At 72.5% G+C, this 17,135-nt stretch carries 17 protein-coding genes; 15 read left to right on the forward strand and 2 right to left on the reverse strand.

Annotated features, from left to right (window positions below):
* Window positions 1-238: 238 nt before the first annotated feature.
* From nsdA to ACWERV_RS14150, 6 genes are all read left to right on the forward strand, one after another.
* The gene (gene nsdA, locus ACWERV_RS14125; protein WP_398186773.1) at window positions 239-1,696 is read left to right on the forward strand and encodes a transcriptional repressor NsdA; all 1,458 of its coding nucleotides are present in this window, start codon (window positions 239-241) and stop codon (window positions 1,694-1,696) included.
* A gap of 277 nt (window positions 1,697-1,973) precedes the next feature.
* Complete coding sequence (locus tag ACWERV_RS14130) at window positions 1,974-3,311, forward strand: ammonium transporter (RefSeq protein WP_398186770.1); 1,338 nt, start codon at window positions 1,974-1,976, stop codon at window positions 3,309-3,311.
* Complete coding sequence (locus tag ACWERV_RS14135) at window positions 3,308-3,646, forward strand: P-II family nitrogen regulator (RefSeq protein ID WP_031519019.1); 339 nt, start codon at window positions 3,308-3,310, stop codon at window positions 3,644-3,646. The genes ACWERV_RS14130 and ACWERV_RS14135 overlap by 4 nt, the downstream gene beginning before the upstream one ends.
* A gap of 25 nt (window positions 3,647-3,671) precedes the next feature.
* A complete protein-coding gene (locus ACWERV_RS14140; protein WP_452932653.1) occupies window positions 3,672-6,101 on the forward strand; it encodes a [protein-PII] uridylyltransferase in 2,430 nt (809 codons plus the stop codon).
* A 121-nt stretch (window positions 6,102-6,222) separates the two neighbouring features.
* Window positions 6,223-7,782: a signal recognition particle protein gene (ffh, locus tag ACWERV_RS14145; RefSeq protein ID WP_398186763.1), complete on the forward strand. Its 1,560-nt coding sequence runs from the start codon at window positions 6,223-6,225 to the stop codon at window positions 7,780-7,782.
* Window positions 7,783-7,818: 36 nt separating this feature from the next.
* Window positions 7,819-8,337, forward strand: coding sequence for a GNAT family N-acetyltransferase (locus ACWERV_RS14150; RefSeq protein WP_398186760.1), 519 nt, complete (start codon window positions 7,819-7,821; stop codon window positions 8,335-8,337).
* Between the two features lie 45 nt (window positions 8,338-8,382).
* Here ACWERV_RS14150 and ACWERV_RS14155 read toward each other — a convergent pair whose 3' ends face one another.
* Window positions 8,383-8,904: a DUF402 domain-containing protein gene (locus tag ACWERV_RS14155; protein WP_452932655.1), complete on the reverse strand. Its 522-nt coding sequence runs from the start codon at window positions 8,902-8,904 to the stop codon at window positions 8,383-8,385.
* A gap of 50 nt (window positions 8,905-8,954) precedes the next feature.
* Entirely contained in the window at window positions 8,955-9,872 is a 918-nt protein-coding gene (locus tag ACWERV_RS14160) for a class I SAM-dependent methyltransferase (protein ID WP_452932657.1), read from the reverse strand.
* A 195-nt stretch (window positions 9,873-10,067) separates the two neighbouring features.
* Here ACWERV_RS14160 and proS point away from each other — a divergent pair, with 195 nt between their 5' ends.
* The 9 genes from proS (at window position 10,068) to lepB (ACWERV_RS14205) (ending at window position 17,122) form a co-directional block, all read left to right on the forward strand.
* The gene (proS, locus tag ACWERV_RS14165; protein ID WP_452932659.1) at window positions 10,068-11,480 is read left to right on the forward strand and encodes a proline--tRNA ligase; all 1,413 of its coding nucleotides are present in this window, start codon (window positions 10,068-10,070) and stop codon (window positions 11,478-11,480) included.
* A gap of 221 nt (window positions 11,481-11,701) precedes the next feature.
* Entirely contained in the window at window positions 11,702-12,292 is a 591-nt protein-coding gene (locus ACWERV_RS14170) for a hypothetical protein (protein ID WP_398186749.1), read from the forward strand.
* Window positions 12,293-12,441: 149 nt separating this feature from the next.
* Window positions 12,442-12,885 (forward strand): 30S ribosomal protein S16, encoded by a 444-nt coding sequence (rpsP, locus tag ACWERV_RS14175; RefSeq protein ID WP_452932661.1) that lies wholly within the window; start codon window positions 12,442-12,444, stop codon window positions 12,883-12,885.
* 2 nt (window positions 12,886-12,887) lie between these two features.
* Window positions 12,888-13,127 (forward strand): RNA-binding protein, encoded by a 240-nt coding sequence (locus tag ACWERV_RS14180; protein ID WP_031519041.1) that lies wholly within the window; start codon window positions 12,888-12,890, stop codon window positions 13,125-13,127.
* A gap of 140 nt (window positions 13,128-13,267) precedes the next feature.
* Window positions 13,268-13,819, forward strand: coding sequence for a ribosome maturation factor RimM (gene rimM / locus ACWERV_RS14185; RefSeq protein WP_452932663.1), 552 nt, complete (start codon window positions 13,268-13,270; stop codon window positions 13,817-13,819).
* Between the two features lies 1 nt (window position 13,820).
* A complete protein-coding gene (trmD, locus tag ACWERV_RS14190) occupies window positions 13,821-14,642 on the forward strand; it encodes a tRNA (guanosine(37)-N1)-methyltransferase TrmD (RefSeq protein WP_452932664.1) in 822 nt (273 codons plus the stop codon).
* 133 nt (window positions 14,643-14,775) lie between these two features.
* Complete coding sequence (gene rplS, locus ACWERV_RS14195) at window positions 14,776-15,126, forward strand: 50S ribosomal protein L19 (RefSeq protein WP_398187093.1); 351 nt, start codon at window positions 14,776-14,778, stop codon at window positions 15,124-15,126.
* Between the two features lie 45 nt (window positions 15,127-15,171).
* The gene (gene lepB / locus ACWERV_RS14200; protein ID WP_452932666.1) at window positions 15,172-15,891 is read left to right on the forward strand and encodes a signal peptidase I; all 720 of its coding nucleotides are present in this window, start codon (window positions 15,172-15,174) and stop codon (window positions 15,889-15,891) included.
* On the forward strand, window positions 15,884-17,122 hold the full coding sequence (gene lepB / locus ACWERV_RS14205) for a signal peptidase I (RefSeq protein WP_452932668.1): 1,239 nt from the start codon (window positions 15,884-15,886) through the stop codon (window positions 17,120-17,122). Before lepB (ACWERV_RS14200) ends, lepB (ACWERV_RS14205) begins: the two co-directional genes overlap by 8 nt.
* The last annotated feature ends 13 nt before the right edge of the window (window positions 17,123-17,135 follow it).

The raw sequence follows: 17,135 nt of genomic DNA on the forward strand, positions 1-17,135 counted from the left end.
GCGTTTCGCCACGGGGGCTGCCGGGGTGCGTGATCGTAGGACTACTTTCGGTGGGTGGTCCCCGGCGGCTGGCCGCATGCGTCCGCGCGTGCCGCGCGCCTATGCCGCGGGCATTTCCGGGCGGTTCGAGGCCGCGCTACCGGACCCCGGCACTTTCGGCAACCGGAGGACAGGACTCGGCGGACCCTGGTAATCACTGGGTGTCGGGGTCGGGCAAGACCAGGATGGGGGCTTGACCGTGGGCGGCGCAGCAGACAAGCAGCCCAACGCGCAGCTGAATTCATGGTTCGTACGCAGTGGCTGGTCCAAGGGCGAGCTGGCGCGTCAGGTGAACCGCAGAGCGCGCGAGCTGGGCGCGCACCACGTCAGTACGGACACCTCACGGGTGCGCCGCTGGCTCGACGGCGAGCAGCCGCGCGAGCCGATACCGCGCATCCTGTCGGAGCTGTTCTCCGAGCGCTTCGGGTGTGTGGTCCCGGTCGAGGACCTGGGCCTGCGTCCGGCGCACCAGCCGCCCGCGGGCGGCGACGTGGACCTGCCCTGGGCGGGCCCGCAGACCGTCGAGATGATCAGCGAGTTCTCCCGCAGCGACCTGATGCTGGGCCGCCGCGGCTTCCTCGGCGCCTCGCTCGCGCTGTCGGCGGGACCCGCGCTGATCGAGCCCATGCAGCGCTGGCTCGTGCCGACCTCGCCCGCCGGGTTCGGCGCGCCGGAGGCCCCGCCCAGGGCGTCCACGAGCAGGCCGTCGCGGCTGTCGGAGCAGGAGCTCCAGCTGCTGGAGTCGACGACCGTCATGTTCCGCGAGTGGGACAGCCAGTGCGGCGGCGGACTGCGCCGCAAGGCGGTCGTCGGCCAGCTGCACGAGGTCACCGACCTGCTCCAGGAGTCGCACCCGGAGGTGGTCGCCCGCCGGCTCTACCGGGTCACCGCCGACCTCGCCTCGCTGGCCGGCTGGATGAGCTACGACGTGGGCCTGCAGCCCACCGCGCAGAAGTACCTGGTGCTGGCACTGCACGCGGCCAAGGAGGCCGGCGACCGGCCGCTGGGGGCCTTCATCCTGTCCTCCATGAGCCGCCAGATGATCCATCTGGACCGCCCCGAGGACGCGCTGGAGCTGATCCACCTCGCGCAGTACGGCAGCCGCGACTCGGCGACCGCCACCACCCAGGCGATGCTCTACGCGCTGGAGGCGCGGGCCTACGCCAACATGGGCCAGGTCAGCAAGTGCCACCGGGCCGTACGCGCCGCCGAGGACACCTTCACCGAGGCCCGTCCCGGCGAGGACCCCAGCTGGATCAGCTTCTTCAACGAGGCCGAGCTGCACGCCGAGAACGCCCACTCCTACCGCGACCTGGCCTATGTCGCGGGCCGCAGCCCCGCGTACGCCTCGCTGGCGCACCCGGTGATGGAGAAGGCCGTGGCGGGCTTCCGGGACGACAACGTCCACCAGCGGGCGTACGCGCTCAACCTGGTCGGCCTGGCCAGCGTCCACCTGCTGCAGCGCCGGCCGGAGGAGGCGGCGCTGTGCACCGACCAGGCGATGAACGTCGCCAAGCGGCTGCGGTCGGAACGCGTCAACACGCGCATCCGCAAGACCACCCGTACCGCGGTGCGTGATTTCGGCGACCTCCCGGCGGTCGTCGAACTCGCCGACCGCCTCTCGGTGGAACTCCCCGAGGTCGCGGAAACCGCCTGACCGGCCTTCCGGCCGGCTCTTCCGCGGGCCGCACGCCTTCCCGGTGTGCGGCCCGCGGACGTGTTCCGGTGATCTCCCGATCCTCCGCGTTCCCACCCGTATACACAATTCACCGAACCGGGGGACGGTTCACCCCGGCGTAACACACCCGACTTCTTCGTCACCGCGGCGAAACACCGTACGGCATCGGCGGAAACCCGGCTCAGCCAATCTCATGGCGAAAACCGGCCCACCCTGCACAGCCCGTTCGGGCCGTTCGGACGACGAGGAGACGCCGATGGCACCAGCCATCACGACGCTGGCCGCGGATGCGCCCACGCTCGACACCGGAAGTACGGCGTTCATGCTGCTCAGTGCGGCCCTGGTGATGGTGATGACCCCCGGTCTCGCCTTCTTCTACGGCGGCATGGTGAGGGTGAAGAGCGCCCTGAACATGCTGATGATGAGCTTCATCAGCCTCGGCATCATCACCATCCTGTGGACGCTGTACGGATTCAGTCTGGCCTTCGACTCGGGCAACGGATTCCTCGGCGGCGGCAACTGGCTCGGCATGCGCAACATAGGCATCGCCGAGCTGTGGCCCAACTACGGCATTCCGGTCTACGTATTCGCCGTCTTCCAGCTGATGTTCGCGATCATCACCCCGGCCCTGATCAGCGGCGCCCTCGCCGACCGGGTCAAATTCACCGCGTGGGCGATCTTCATCACGCTGTGGGCGACGGTCGTCTACTTCCCCGTGGCGCACTGGGTGTGGGGCGGTGACGGCTGGCTGTACAAGAAGGGCGTCATCGACTTCGCCGGTGGTACCGCGGTCCACATCAACGCCGGTGCGGCGGCCCTCGGCGTCATCCTGGTGATCGGCAAGCGGCACGGCTTCAAGCGCGACCCGATGCGCCCGCACAACCTGCCGCTGGTCATGCTCGGCGCCGGTCTGCTGTGGTTCGGCTGGTTCGGCTTCAACGCCGGCTCGTGGCTCGGCTCGGACGGCGTGGCCGCCGTCGCCTTCACCAACACGCAGGTCGCCACGGCCGCCGCGATGATCGGCTGGCTGATCTACGAGCGGCTGCGGCACGGCTCGTTCACAACCCTGGGCGCGGCCTCCGGCGCCGTCTCCGGCCTGGTCGCCGTCACCCCCGCGTGCGGCTCGATCTCGCCGCTCGGCGCCATCGCGCTCGGCCTGGTCACCGGCGCCATCTGCGCGGCCGCCGTCGGCCTGAAGTACCGCTTCGGCTACGACGACTCGCTCGACGTCGTCGGCGTCCACATGGTCGGCGGCATCGTCGGCTCGCTGTCCATCGGCCTGCTGGCCACCGGCGGTGTCGGCCAGACCGCCAAGGGCGTCTTCTACGGCGGCGGCTGGCACCAGATGGGCCTGCAGCTCACCGGTGTCGGCGCGGTGCTCGGCTACTCGCTGGTGTGCTCGGCGATCCTCGCCAAGCTCGTCGACATGGTGATGGGCTTCCGGGTCACCGAGGACGAGGAGATCGCCGGTGTCGACCAGGTCCTGCACGCCGAGACCGCCTACGACTTCACCGGCGTCGTCGGCGCCGCCCGTACCGCTCTGACCGGCTCGGACAGCGACGCCGGTGCTCCTGTGAAGAAGGTGGACGCGTGAAGCTCATCACCGCCGTCGTCAAGCCGCACCGGCTGGACGAGATCAAGGAAGCCCTCCAGGCCTTCGGCGTCCAGGGCCTGACCGTCACCGAGGCGAGCGGCTACGGGCGGCAGCGCGGCCACACCGAGGTCTACCGGGGCGCGGAGTACACCGTCGACCTGGTGCCGAAGATCCGCATAGAGGTCCTGGTGGAGGACGCCGACGCCGACCAGCTCATCGAGGTCGTGGTGAAAGCCGCCAGAACAGGCAAAATCGGAGACGGCAAGGTGTGGTGCCTCCCGGTCGACACGGCCGTGCGGGTACGCACCGGCGAGCGCGGCCCCGACGCGCTCTGACCCCCGAACCAGCGCTGGAGAACGAGTGACCGACAGCGTCGAAGCGCAGGACGACAGTTACGCGGCGGCCCGGCTGCGCCTCCTCACCCAGGAGGCGCGGTCCGGGCCGCCGCGCCGCGCCGAGCTCGCGGCCCTCACCGACCGCTGGCTCGCCGGGCTCGCCGGCGCCGCCGCCGAGGCCTCCGGCGCCACCGGCTGGGCACTGCTCGCCGTCGGCGGCTACGGCCGCGGCGAGCTGTCCCCGCGCAGCGACCTGGACCTGGTGCTGCTGCACGACTCCGAACGCTCGGTCGGCGCCTTCGCCGACCGGCTCTGGTACCCGGTGTGGGACCTCGGCCTCGCGCTGGACCACTCCGTGCGCACCCCCGACGAGGCCCGCAAGGCCGCCGCCGACGACCTCAAGGTGCAGCTCGGCCTGCTCGACGCCCGCCACCTGGCCGGCGACCCCGCGCTCGGCTCCGCGCTGCGCAGCACCGTGCTCGCCGACTGGCGCAACCAGGCCCCCAAGCGGCTGCCCGCGCTGCGCGAGCTGTGCCAGGAGCGGGCCGAGCGCCAGGGCGAGCTGTCCTACCTGCTGGAACCCGACCTCAAGGAGGCCCGCGGCGGCCTACGGGACGCCACCGCGCTGCGTGCCGTCGCCGCCTCCTGGCTCGCCGACGCTCCCCGCGACGGCCTGGAGCAGGCCCGTACCCGGCTGCTCGACACCCGTGACGCCCTGCACCTCGTCACCGGCCGCGCCACCGACCGGCTCGCCCTCCAGGAGCAGGACCAGGTCGCCGCCGCCCTCGGGCTGCTGGACGCCGACGCGCTGCTGCGCCAGGTCTACGAGGCCGCCCGGCGCATCTCCTACGCCTCCGACGTCACCTGGCGCGAGGTCGCCCGGGTGCTCAAGGCCCGCGAGTCCCGGCCCCGCCGCAGACTGCTCGGCCGCAACCGGACCACCCCCGCCGCGGGCGTGCCCGAGCGTGTGCCGCTCGCCGAGGGCGTCGTGGAGCAGGAGGGCGAGGCGGTGCTCGCGCTCGCCGCCAAGCCCGACCGCGACCCCGTGCTGCCGCTGCGCGCCGCCGCGGCCGCCGCCCAGGCGGGCCTGCCGCTGTCGCCGCACGCGGTACGGCGGCTCGCCGCCGCCGCGCGGCCGCTGCCCGTGCCGTGGCCCGCGGAGGCCCGTGAGCAGCTGCTGACGCTGCTGGGGGCCGGGGAGTCCACCGTGCAGGTGTGGGAGGCGCTGGAGGCCGAAGGCCTGGTCACCCGGCTGCTGCCGGACTGGGAGCGGGTGCACTGCCGCCCGCAGCGCAACGCCGTGCACCGCTTCACCGTCGACCGGCACCTGGTCGAGACCGCGGTGCAGGCCGCCCGGCTCACCCGCCGGGTCGGCCGCCCGGACCTGCTGCTGACCGCGGCGCTGCTGCACGACATCGGCAAGGGCTGGCCCGGCGACCACAGCGAGGCGGGCGAGGTCATCGCCCGCGACGTCGCCACCCGTATCGGCTTCCCCGCCGCCGACGCCGAGACGCTCGCCCTGCTGGTCCGCCACCACCTGCTGCTCATCGACACCGCGACCCGCCGCGACCTGGACGACCCGGAGACCGTCCGCGCGGTCGCCGAGACCGTCCGCGACACCTCCACCCTGGAACTGCTCGCCGCGCTCACCGAGGCCGACGCGCTCGCCACCGGGCCCGCCGCCTGGAGCACCTGGCGGGCCTCGCTGCTCGCCGAACTGGTCGACCGGGTCGCGGGCGCGCTGGACACCGGGGCGCTCCCGGAGGCCGCCGAGCGCGAGAGCACCGCCGAGGAGGAACGGCTCGCCGTCGAGGCCGCGCGCACCGGGGGCCCGGTGCTGGCGCTGCGCGCGCACGCCGAGCCCGACGCGGAGGGCGAGGCGCCGCACGAGGCGCTGGGCGTGGAACTGCTGCTGGCCGTACCCGACCGGCCCGCGCTGCTGGCCCTGGCCGCCGGTGTGCTGGCGCTGCACCGGCTGGGCGTGCGGGCGGCGGACCTGCGGGCCGTCGATCCGGTGGGGGCGGGCCAGATCGCCCTGCTGACCTGGCGCGTCTCGGCGGAGTACGGCGCCCTGCCGGAGGCCGCCCGGCTGCGCGCGGACCTGGCCCGCGCGTTCGAGGGCACCCTCGACATCGAGGCCCGGCTCGCCGAGCGGGAGGCCGCCTACCCGCGGCGGCGCGGCATCACCCCGCCGCCGCCCCGGGTCACGGTGGCGCCCGGCGACACCTCGCAGACCGCCACCGTGATCGAGGTCCGCGCCCACGACGCCCCGGGCCTGCTGCACCGCATCGGCCTCGCCCTGGCCGCGACCGGCGTCACCGTGCGCTCGGCGCGGATCTCCACACTGGGTGCGAACGCGGTGGACGCCTTCTACGTCGTCGGCAAGGACGGCAAGGCGCTGCCCCCGCACCGGGCGGCCGAGACCGCCCGGCAGCTGGAGGCGGCGCTGCGCTGAGCAGCCGCCGCGCGAGCCCTCGCCCGTCCCAATCCGGCGGGCGAGGGCTCGATGCCGTCCGGGCCGGATACCCTGGAAGGCGATCGTCTCCCGCCCCCTGACCCGAGGATCTGCAGCCACCGTGTTCGATACGCTCTCCGACCGCCTCGCAGCGACGTTCAAGAACCTCCGGGGCAAGGGCCGGCTGTCCGAGGCGGACATCGACGCCACGATGCGCGAGATCCGTATCGCGCTGCTGGAAGCCGACGTCGCCCTGCCCGTGGTGCGCGCCTTCGTCGCGAACGTCAAGCAGCGCGCCCTCGGCGCCGAGGTGTCGCAGGCGCTCAATCCGGCGCAACAGGTCATCAAGGTCGTCAACGAGGAACTCGTCGGCATCCTTGGCGGCGAGACCCGGCGGCTGCGCTTCGCCAAGCAGCCCCCGACGGTGATCATGCTCGCGGGCCTCCAGGGCGCGGGCAAGACGACCCTGGCGGGCAAGCTCGGCCGCTGGCTCAAGGGCCAGGGCCACACCCCGCTGCTGGTCGCGTGCGACCTCCAGCGGCCCAACGCGGTGAACCAGCTCAGCGTCGTCGCCGAGCGCGCGGGCGTCGCGGTCTACGCGCCCGAGCCGGGCAACGGCGTCGGCGACCCGGTCAAGGTCGCGCAGGACTCCCTCGCGTACGCGAAGACGCAGCAGTACGACATCGTGATCGTCGACACCGCCGGCCGTCTCGGCGTCGACCAGGAGCTGATGCAGCAGGCCGCGGACATCCGCGACGCGGTCCGCCCGGACGAGATCCTCTTCGTCGTCGATGCGATGATCGGCCAGGACGCGGTCAACACCGCGGAGGCCTTCCGCGACGGTGTCGGCTTCGACGGCGTGGTGCTGTCCAAGCTCGACGGCGACGCGCGCGGCGGCGCGGCCCTGTCGATCGTGCACGTCACCGGCAAGCAGATCATGTTCGCGTCGAACGGCGAGAAGCTGGACGACTTCGACGCGTTCCACCCGGACCGGATGGCGTCCCGGATCCTGGGCATGGGCGACGTGCTGTCGCTGATCGAGAAGGCCGAGCAGACCTTCAGCCAGGCCGAGGCCGAGAAGATGGCGGCCAAGCTGGCGAAGGGCCCCAAGGAGTTCACGCTCGACGACTTCCTGGCCCAGATGGAGCAGGTCCGCAAGATGGGCTCGATCTCCAAGCTGCTCGGCATGCTGCCGGGCATGGGCCAGATCAAGGACCAGATCAACAACCTCGACGAGAAGGACGTGGACCGCACCGCCGCGATCATCAAGTCGATGACGCCGGGCGAGCGCGCCGACCCGCACATCATCAACGGCTCGCGCCGGGCCCGTATCGCCAAGGGTTCGGGTGTCGAGGTCAGCGCTGTCAAGAGCCTGGTCGAGCGGTTCTTCGAGGCCCGCAAGATGATGTCGCGGATGGCGCAGGGCGGCGGCATGCCGGGCATGCCCGGGATCCCCGGCATGGGCGGCGGCCCCGGGCGGCAGAAGAAGCAGCAGAAGCAGGCCAAGGGCCGCCGGCAGTCCGGCAACCCGATGAAGCGCAAGGCCGAGGAGGCCGCCGCGGCCGCCCGCCGCGAGGAGCAGCAGAGCCAGGGCGCGGGCCAGGGCGACAGCCCGTTCGGCCTGCCGGGCGGCGGCCAGGACTTCGAACTGCCCGACGAGTTCAAGAAGTTCATGGGCTGAGCCCGGCAGCGGGGCGGGGCCGGGGATGATGGACGCATGCGCGTATCGATCAGAGAGCCCAGGCCCAGTGACGTCGAGGCCCACCGAGCGGCGGTGCTGCGCTCGGTGGAGCACCTCAGCCCGTGGAATCCGGTGGAGCCGGACAGCCTGCCGGACCTGCTGCGGCGGCAGGGCCCCGGGCTGCGCACGTTCCTGATCCTCGACGACGAGGACGGCGGCATCGTCGGCAAGTGCAACGTCGCCAACATCGTGCTGGCGCGCTTCCGCAACGGCGCCCTCGGCTACGACAGCTATGTGCCGTACAACGGCACCGGACGGATGACCGAGGGCCTGCTCCAGGTCGTCGACCGCTGCTTCACCGCGGAGGCGCAGGGCGGCCTCGGGCTGCACCGGCTGGAGATCAGCGCCCAGCCGGACAACGTCCGCTCCGTCGCCATGGCCAAGCGGCTCGGCTTCCGGCACGAGGGCTTCTCGCCGCGGATGCTCTACATCAACGACGCCTGGCGCGACCACGAGCGCTTCGCCCTGACCGCCGAGGAGTGGCCGGGGCTGTAACCGCCCCGGGCCGCCCGCCTGCGCCGCTGCGCCCGGCCGCGGGCCTCAGCCGAGCAGGGATGCGAGCCCGCCCTCGCGGCGGGCCAGCGCCTCCAGCTCGTCCAGCGCGCGGGCGGCCCGCCCCGCCGCGTCCGGGTCCCGGGCGGCCAGGCCGCTCGCGGCGAACTCGTCCTCGTCCAGCCGCAGTACGGTGCCGCCGTCGGCCGACACCCACAGGTCGAGGTCCAGATCCTCCGACGTCAGCTCGCCGCCCGCGACGGCCACCGGGCGGGTGATGTCGCAGTACCAGCCCTTGAGCCCGCCCTGCGGGCCGCGCACCTCCTTGACGGCGAACCAGCGGTCGCGCCAGTAGTGCTCGGTGAAGACGTCGCCGGGCGCGAAGGTCACGAAGCCGAAGTCGCGGACGTGCGGCAGCGACCAGGGCGCGGTGACGGTCACCCGCACACCGTCGTCGGCGGTGACGGTCGCGGGATAGCGGACCTTCTCCCGCCTGGCCTTGACCAGCCGGACGGTGACGGGGGCGCCGGGCAGCAGCGGCGCGGGGGAGTCGGGCACGGTGGCGGACATGCCCTCACCCTCCCGGACACCGCGCCCGGCGGCCACCGAATTCCCGGCGGTCAGGTCCGGGCCACCAGGTAGCGGAAGACGTTGTCCATCCGGACCGAGCCGTCCGGGCGCCGGTACGGGTGCAGCGCCTCGGCCAGCTCCTTCTCCACCTGCTGCGGGTCGGTCGCGGCCACCGCCGCGTCGAACAGCCCCGTCGAGAGCAGCCCGCGCACCGCCGCGTTCCGGTCCGGGTAGCCGAACGGGCAGGCCACCCGTCCCGAGCCGTCCGGGCGCAGCCCCGCCTCGGCGGCCAGCTCCTCCAGGTCGTCCCGCCCGCTGAGCCGCGGCTCCGGGCCGGTACCGGACCCGCCGCCCCGTTCGGCGAGCCGGGTCGCGACCCGCAGCACCGCCGCGGCCGCGCACCGCTCGGGCGGCCCCCACCCGGCCAGCACCACGGCGCCGCCCCTGCGCGCGGTGGCGGCGACGGCGGCCAGCGCGGGGCGTAACGCCGCGGCGGGCACCGCAGGGTCGAGGGCGGTGACCACGCCGTAGCCACCGTCGCGCAGCCCGGCTGTGTCCGGCGCGCCGGGGTGCAGCCGGAACGGCCCGGCACCGTGCGACGGACGCGCAGTATGTGCCGGACCCGCAGTAGGTGTCGGCTCGGCAGTATGTGCCGCCCCGGCCGTCTGCCGCGCCTCCGCACCAGGTGCGTCCGTCCGCAGGGTGCCGAGCCGTTCGCGGGCCAGCCGCAGCCGGGCGGGGTCGGTGTCGTACCCGGTGACCGAGGCGCCGCGGGCCGCCGCGAGCAGCAGGGCGAGCCCCGAGCCGCAGTTGAGGGCCAGCAGCCGGGTGCCGGGGCCGACGCCGAGCCGCTCGTGCACGGCGTCGTAGAGCGGTACGAGCATGCGCTCCTGGATCTCGGCCCAGTCGCGTGCCCGGTCGGTGTGCGCCTTCGCAGGCCTGGATCCGCGATAGAGGGTAGGTGCCATCGAAGCCCCAATCAGCCGCGTTCCGCCGTGAGCCCCCGTGGGAATGTGTGCCGCACGCTTCCCCGACAGCCAGACAACTGCTGTTTGCGGGCGCCGTCCAGGGGCGTGCGGAGGCGTTTTCGACCCGTTCCACGCCCGGCCCCGCGCCCGTAACCGATTCGGAGTCCGGCGGCCTCGCCCCGTACCATCGCCTCCATGGCAAAGGCTCCCGTTCTCACCCCCCAGGCGGACGACTTCCCGCGCTGGTACCAGGACCTGATCAACAAGGCAGAGCTGGCCGACAACGGCCCGGTCCGCGGCACCATGGTCATTCGACCGTACGGCTACGGCCTGTGGGAGCGGATGCAGCAGGACATGGACGCGCGCATCAAGCAGGCCGGCGCGCAGAACGCGTACTTCCCGGTCTTCATCCCGCAGTCCTACCTGGCCCGCGAGGCCGAGCACGTCGAGGGCTTCGCGCCGGAGCTGGCCGTCGTCACGCACGGCGGCGGCAAGGACCTGGAGGAGCCGGTCGTGGTGCGCCCCACGTCCGAGACGATCATCAACGAGTACTTCTCCAAGTGGGTGCAGAGCTACCGCGACCTGCCGCTGCTGATCAACCAGTGGGCGAACGTGGTGCGGTGGGAGATGCGGCCGCGGCTCTTCCTGCGCACGAGCGAGTTCCTCTGGCAGGAGGGCCACACCGCCCACGCCACCTACGAGGACGCGCGGGACTACGCAGCGCGCATCCACCGCGAGGTCTACGCGGACTTCATGACCAACGTGCTGGCGATGGACGTCGTCCTGGGCCGCAAGACGGCCAAGGAGCGTTTCGCGGGCGCCATCAACACCCTCACGCTCGAAGGCATGATGGGCGACGGCAAGGCCCTCCAGATGGGCACCAGCCACGAGCTGGGCCAGAACTTCGCGAAGGCCTTCCACACCCAGTACCTGTCCGCGGACGGCGAGCAGGAGCACGTCTGGCAGACCTCGTGGGGCAGCAGCACCCGCATGGTCGGCGGGCTCATCATGATGCACGGCGACGACAACGGCCTGCGGGTGCCGCCGCGGCTGGCGCCGGTCCAGGTCGTGGTCCTGGCGATCAAGGGCGACGACGCGGTCGTGGCGAAGGTGCGCGAGGTCGGCGACAAGCTGACGGCCGCCGGGCTGCGGGTCGTCGTCGACGACCGCACCGACACCCCGTTCGGCCGCCGCGCGGTCGACTGGGAGCTCAAGGGCGTCCCGGCCCGGGTCGAGATCGGCCCGCGCGACCTGGAGGCCGGCACCGCGATGCTCGCCCGCCGCATCCCCGGCGGCAAGGAGCCGGTCGCGCTGGACGCGCTCGCCGCGCTGCTGCCCGGACTGCTGGAGGAGGACCAGGCGCAGCTGCTGCGCGAGTCCCGCGAGCGCCGGGAATCCCGCACTGTGGACGTCACCGGCATCGACGAGGCGGCCGAGGCCGCGGCCACCGGCTGGGCCCGGATCCCGTGGGCCGACCTCGGTCCCGAGGGCGAGGCCAAGCTCGCCGAGCAGGGCGTTTCGGTGCGCTGCCTGGTCGCTGCGGACGGCGGGGTGCCGGACGCGGACGACACTCCGGGGGCGCTCGCGGTCGTGGCGCGGGCCTACTAGCGTCCGCTGACCGAAAACGCACGTACGTAATACGTGGTTCGTCCGTCCGTGGGGCGGGTGCGCGGGTTCCTCACCGTCCGCCGCACCCGCCCCTCGTCATGCCCATCCCATGCGCATCATCCGTCATCATCCGCACATCAACCGGAACTGACCGATCAGTGCAAATTAATTGGGCTGGCCCGGAATAGGAACACCGGGAGCACCCGGCTCGTTGTCACGGCGTGAGCACGACACCACCTGTCCTTGCCGCCGAGCTGGCAGTCGCCTGGGCCGACATTCAACGGCACCACCCCGAGCTGCCCGATCTGGCCGCCCCCGAATCCCTGATCGGAGAGTCGTCGTCCGCGTGCGGAACCGAACTCTCCTTCGAGAGGCTGCTGCACGAGGCCGTGCACGGCATCGCCGCCGCCCGCGGCATCCGTGACACCTCCCGCGCGGGCCGCTACCACAACCGCCGGTTCCTGGCCATCGCCGACGAGATGGGCCTCGACCACGCCGACGAGCCGCACCCCAGCAGCGGCTTCTCCCTCGTGGTCATGCGCCCGGAGACCCGTAAGCGATATCGGCCGACCATCGAGCGGCTGCAGCGCGCCCTCAAGGCGCACACCGTGGCGACGACCGCGGACACCGCGCGCTCCTTCCGCGGCCCCGCCGCGCGGCACGGCTCGTCGGGCGGCGGCGTCCGGGTCAAGGCGGTCTGCGACTGCGGGCGCAACGTCCGGGTGGTGCCGTCCGTGCTGGCCCAGGCCCCCATCATGTGCGGTGCGTGCGGGCAGCCCTTCCGGATCCCCGAGGTCGTGGGCGCCGCCTGAGTGTGGCAGAATGGCCAGCTGAGAACTCGACAGCCGTGCAGGAACCCTCTCTCCTTCGGCTGACGCGTCCACCGGGCGCCCGACTCCCGCAACCCCACGTGGAAGCTCGTCGTGCCCAAACACGTCAAAAACCAGGAGAACCCACTCCCGTGGCAGTCAAGATCAAGCTGAAGCGTCTGGGCAAGATCCGTTCGCCTCACTACCGCATCGTCGTCGCCGACTCCCGTACCCGCCGTGACGGCCGGGCCATCGAGGAGATCGGTCTGTACCACCCGGTGCAGAACCCGTCGCGTATCGAGGTCGACTCGGACCGCGCGCAGTACTGGCTCTCCGTCGGCGCCCAGCCGACCGAGCCGGTGCTCGCCATTCTGAAGCTCACCGGCGACTGGCAGAAGTACAAGGGCCTGGAGGCCCCCGCGCCGCTGCTGGTCGCGGAGCCCAAGGCCGACAAGCGCGCCCTGTTCGAGGCCGCGGCCAAGGACACCGCCGACGAGCCCAAGGGCGAGGCGATCACGCCGAAGGCCAAGAAGGCCGACAAGAAGGCCGACGACACCGCCGAGGCCCCGGCCGCGGCTGAGTCCACCGAGGCCTGAGCGTGCTTGAGGAGGCTCTTGAGCACCTCGTGAAGGGCATCGTCGACAACCCCGACGATGTGCAGGTCGACATGCGCACCCTGCGCCGCGGCAACGTGCTGGAGGTCCGGGTGCACCCCGACGACCTCGGCAAGGTGATCGGCCGCAACGGCCGTACCGCCCGCGCGCTGCGCACGGTCGTGGGCGCGCTCGGTGGTCGCGGCATCCGCGTCGACCTGGTCGACGTCGACCAGGTGCGCTGACCGCCCGCCGTACCGCACGAAACACCGGCTCGGGCCGGGGGTGGCGCTGCCGCTCCCGGCCCGAGCCGTCTCACGTACCCGCCCGGCCACCGAAGGGGCGGGCACGGCCCCAGAGCCACGCACGAGAGGTGAAGCGCTCCATGCAGCTGGTAGTCGGCAGGATCGGCCGCGCCCACGGCATCAAGGGCGAGGTGAGCGTGGAGGTGCGCACCGACGAGCCCGAGCTGAGGCTCGCGCCCGGTGCCGTCCTCGCCACCGACCCGGCCGCCGCGGGTCCGCTGACCATCGCCACCGGGCGGGTGCACAGCGGGCGGCTGATGCTGCGCTTCGAGGGCGTCAGCGACCGCAACGGCGCCGAGGCGCTGCGCAACACCCTGCTGATCGCCGAGGTCGACCCGGAGGAGACGCCGGAGGATCCGGAGGAGTTCTACGACCACCAGCTGATCGACCTGGACGTCGTCACGACCGACGGCCGCGAGATCGGCCGGATCAGCGAGATCAGCCACCTGCCCTACCAGGACCTGCTGGTCGTGGCCCGGCCGGACGGCAGCGAGGTGCTGGTGCCCTTCGTCACCGAGATCGTGCCGGAGATCGACCTGGAGGAGCAGCGCGCGGTCATCGACCCACCGCCCGGCCTGCTCGACGACGAGCCGGGCTCAGGGGCCTCGGAGGACGCGGAGGACGAGGGCTGACATGCGGATCGACGTCGTCACGATCTTCCCCGAGTACCTGGAGCCGCTGAACGTCTCGCTGGTCGGCAAGGCCCGCGCCGCCGGGCGCCTCGACGTGCGCGTGCACGACCTGCGCGACTGGGCCCACGACCGGCACAACACCGTCGACGACACCCCGTACGGCGGCGGCCCCGGCATGGTCATGATGACCGGACCCTGGGGCGAGGCACTCGACTCCACCCTGGCCGCGGGGTACGAGGCGGGCGCCGGCGGTCCCGCCCTCGTCGTCCCCACCCCGAGCGGGCGCCCCTTCACCCAGCAGCTCGCCGGTGAACTCGCCGCCCGCCCCTGGCTGATCTTCGCGCCCGCCCGCTACGAGGGCATCGACACCCGCGTCACCGACGAGTACCGCACCCGGATGCCGGTCTACGAGGTCTCCATCGGCGACTACGTGCTGGCCGGCGGTGAGGCCGCGGTGCTGGTCGTGACCGAGGCGGTGGCCCGGCTGCTGCCCGGCGTCCTCGGCAACGCCCAGTCGCACCGGGACGACTCCTTCGCCCCCGGCGCCATGGCCGACCTGCTGGAGGGCCCCGTCTACACCAAGCCGCCGCAGTGGCGCGGACGCGGCATCCCCGATGTGCTGCTCAGCGGCCACCACGGCAGGATCGCCCGCTGGCGGCGGGACGAGGCGCTGCGCCGAACCGTCGCCCACCGCCCCGACCTGATCCGGCGCTGCGACCCGGCGGCCTTCGACAAGAAGGACCGCGAGATGCTCAGCATCCTGGGCTGGCAGCAGGGCCCGGACGGGCGATTTGGGCCGAGCCCGCACGTCATGGAAGAATGAGCGGCTGCTGCCGGTCCTGCGCGCGCCCCTGCCACAGGGGGAACGACGCCCGCCTCCACCGGCCGCGAACCATCTCATCCGACTTGATGTTCCGCCGATGACCTGTGGCATCGACGAGGAAGCAGACACCGACATGGCCAACCTGATCGCCGACGTCAACAGCGCCTCGCTGCGCACCGACGTCCCCGCCTTCCGCCCCGGCGACACCGTCAACGTCCACGTGCGCGTCATCGAGGGCAACCGCTCCCGTGTGCAGCAGTTCAAGGGCGTCGTCATCCGCCGCCAGGGCGCGGGCGTGAGCGAGACCTTCACCGTCCGCAAGGTCAGCTTCTCCGTCGGCGTCGAGCGCACCTTCCCCGTGCACACCCCGATCGTGGAGAAGATCGAGGTCGTGACCCGCGGTGACGTCCGCCGCGCCAAGCTCTACTACCTGCGTGAGCTGCGCGGCAAGGCCGCGAAGATCAAGGAGAAGCGCGAGAACTGAGCGCGCCGCGGGCCGTCCGCGGCGGCCGGATAGGCTCTGGCCCCGATGGACACCGATGTGACACCACCGGAACGCGACTGTTCCCCCGACGCCGACGAGGCGGAGACGGAGGAGCGGTCGCGTTCCGCTGTGTCCGGCGGCAGGTGGGCGCGCACGCTGCTTGCCCTGTGGGCGGAGTGGCGGCGTACGATCCTCCTCGCGGCAGCGGGCGTGTGCGCGATGCTGCTGGTCACCACCTTCGTGGTACGGCCCTACCAGGTGCCGAGCGGCTCGATGGAGGGCACCTTGCGGATCGGCGACCGGGTGCTGGTCGACAAGCTCGCGTACCGTTTCGGCGGCACACCGCGGAGGGGCGACGTGATCGTGTTCGACGGCGACGGCTCCTTCACCCAGCAGCCCGGCACGGACTACGTCAAGCGCGTGATCGGGGTCGGCGGCGACCGGGTCACCTGCTGCGACGCGCAGGGCCGGATCCTGGTCAACGGCCACCCGCTCGACGAGACCTACCTTTATCCCGGTAACACGCCCTCCCAGGTACGGTTCGACATCGTGGTGCCGGACGGAAAGCTGTGGGTGATGGGCGACCATCGCGACGACTCCCGAGACTCGCGGGACCACCTCGGCGACCCCGGCGGCGGCACCGTCCCTGTCGGCCGGGTGATCGGCCGCGCCGACTGGATCGCCTGGCCGGTCGGCCACTGGACCCGGCTGCGCCGCCCCGCGACGTTCTCCGACGTGCCCGCCCCGGCCGGCGCGCATGGGTAACCGCGGCAAGAGCCGCCGGACACTGTTCGGCGGCACGGTGGACACGGCCCCCGAGCCGGTCGAGGGCCCGGAGGGCGCCGACGGCGACGAGCCGCCCCGGCTGTCCGGCAGCACCCGCGTGGAGCGGCGGCGGCTGGCCCGCAAGGTGGCCCGCAGGCGGCGCAGCTCGCTGGTGCGCGAGGTGCCGCTGCTGGTCCTGGTGGCGCTGGTGATCGCGCTGGTGCTCAAGACCTTCCTGGTGCAGGCGTTCGTCATCCCGTCCGGTTCGATGGAGCAGACCATCAAGATCGGCGACCGGGTGCTGGTCGACAAGCTCACCCCGTGGTTCGGCGCCGAACCGCACCGCGGCGACGTCGTCGTCTTCAAGGACCCCGGCGGCTGGCTGAACGGCGAGCCGCAGCCCAAGTCCGACCCGGTGGTCGTCAAGCAGGTCAAGCAGGTGTTCACGTTCATCGGGCTGCTGCCGGCCAGCGGCGAGCAGGATCTGATCAAGCGGGTCATCGGCGTCGGCGGCGACACGGTGGAGTGCTGCGACCCGCAGGGGCGGCTGCTCGTCAACGGCACGCCCATCGACGAGCCCTATCTGTACCCGGGTAATCCACCCTCATTGATGAAATTCACCGACCACGTGCCCAAGGGGCGGCTGTGGGTCATGGGCGACCACCGCTCGGATTCCGCCGACTCCCGCTTCCACACCGACCAGCCCGGCGGCGGCACGATTCCGGAGAGTCTGGTGGTCGGACGGGCTTTCGTGATCGGCTGGCCGATCGGCCACTGGCAACGGCTCAAGGAGCCGGACACGTTCGCCGGCGTCGGGGACCCCGGTTCTACGACGACGGCGGACACAGCCGCGACCACTAATGTGGGCTCGGCCAAGAACGGTCCAAGAACGGACCAGCTCGCGACCCCCGCGGAACTGTCACTCGTTATGGGTGCGACAGTGCTGCGCCGGCGGCGCGGCGGGCGGCGTTCCAGAGTGAGGAGTGGATGTGGGGGACCTGGTGGTCGGCGCGCGATCTGGACCCGGCGAGCCCGAGAAACGGGACGCCGCGGTGCCCCCGGCCGACGCGTCGGCAGCGGATGCCGCGGTCCCTGGACGCTCCGCGGCCGGGCCGTCGTACGCCGACGGTTCCGGCACGCCCCCCTTCCCGGGGGCTGGAGTGCCGTACGCCGACGGATCCGGCGCGGCGTCCGCTCCGGCGGCGGGACCGGGCATGACGCCCGGCGCTGACCTGCCTGGCGGC

The organism is Streptomyces sp. NPDC004031 (assembly GCF_053604375.1).

What these genes read in the sequence shown, in the direction of transcription:
- trmD (WP_452932664.1), top strand. Translation starts at nt 13,821, where the DNA reads ATGCGGATCGACGTCGTCACGATCTTCCCCGAGTACCTGGAGCCGCTG.
- proS (WP_452932659.1), top strand. Translation starts at nt 10,068, where the DNA reads ATGGCAAAGGCTCCCGTTCTCACCCCCCAGGCGGACGACTTCCCGCGC.
- lepB (WP_452932668.1), top strand. Translation starts at nt 15,884, where the DNA reads ATGGGTAACCGCGGCAAGAGCCGCCGGACACTGTTCGGCGGCACGGTG.
- rplS (WP_398187093.1), top strand. Translation starts at nt 14,776, where the DNA reads ATGGCCAACCTGATCGCCGACGTCAACAGCGCCTCGCTGCGCACCGAC.
- lepB (WP_452932666.1), top strand. Translation starts at nt 15,172, where the DNA reads ATGGACACCGATGTGACACCACCGGAACGCGACTGTTCCCCCGACGCC.
- ACWERV_RS14160 (WP_452932657.1), bottom strand. Translation starts at nt 9,872, where the DNA reads ATGGCACCTACCCTCTATCGCGGATCCAGGCCTGCGAAGGCGCACACC.
- ACWERV_RS14130 (WP_398186770.1), top strand. Translation starts at nt 1,974, where the DNA reads ATGGCACCAGCCATCACGACGCTGGCCGCGGATGCGCCCACGCTCGAC.
- rimM (WP_452932663.1), top strand. Translation starts at nt 13,268, where the DNA reads ATGCAGCTGGTAGTCGGCAGGATCGGCCGCGCCCACGGCATCAAGGGC.
- ACWERV_RS14150 (WP_398186760.1), top strand. Translation starts at nt 7,819, where the DNA reads ATGCGCGTATCGATCAGAGAGCCCAGGCCCAGTGACGTCGAGGCCCAC.
- ACWERV_RS14155 (WP_452932655.1), bottom strand. Translation starts at nt 8,904, where the DNA reads ATGTCCGCCACCGTGCCCGACTCCCCCGCGCCGCTGCTGCCCGGCGCC.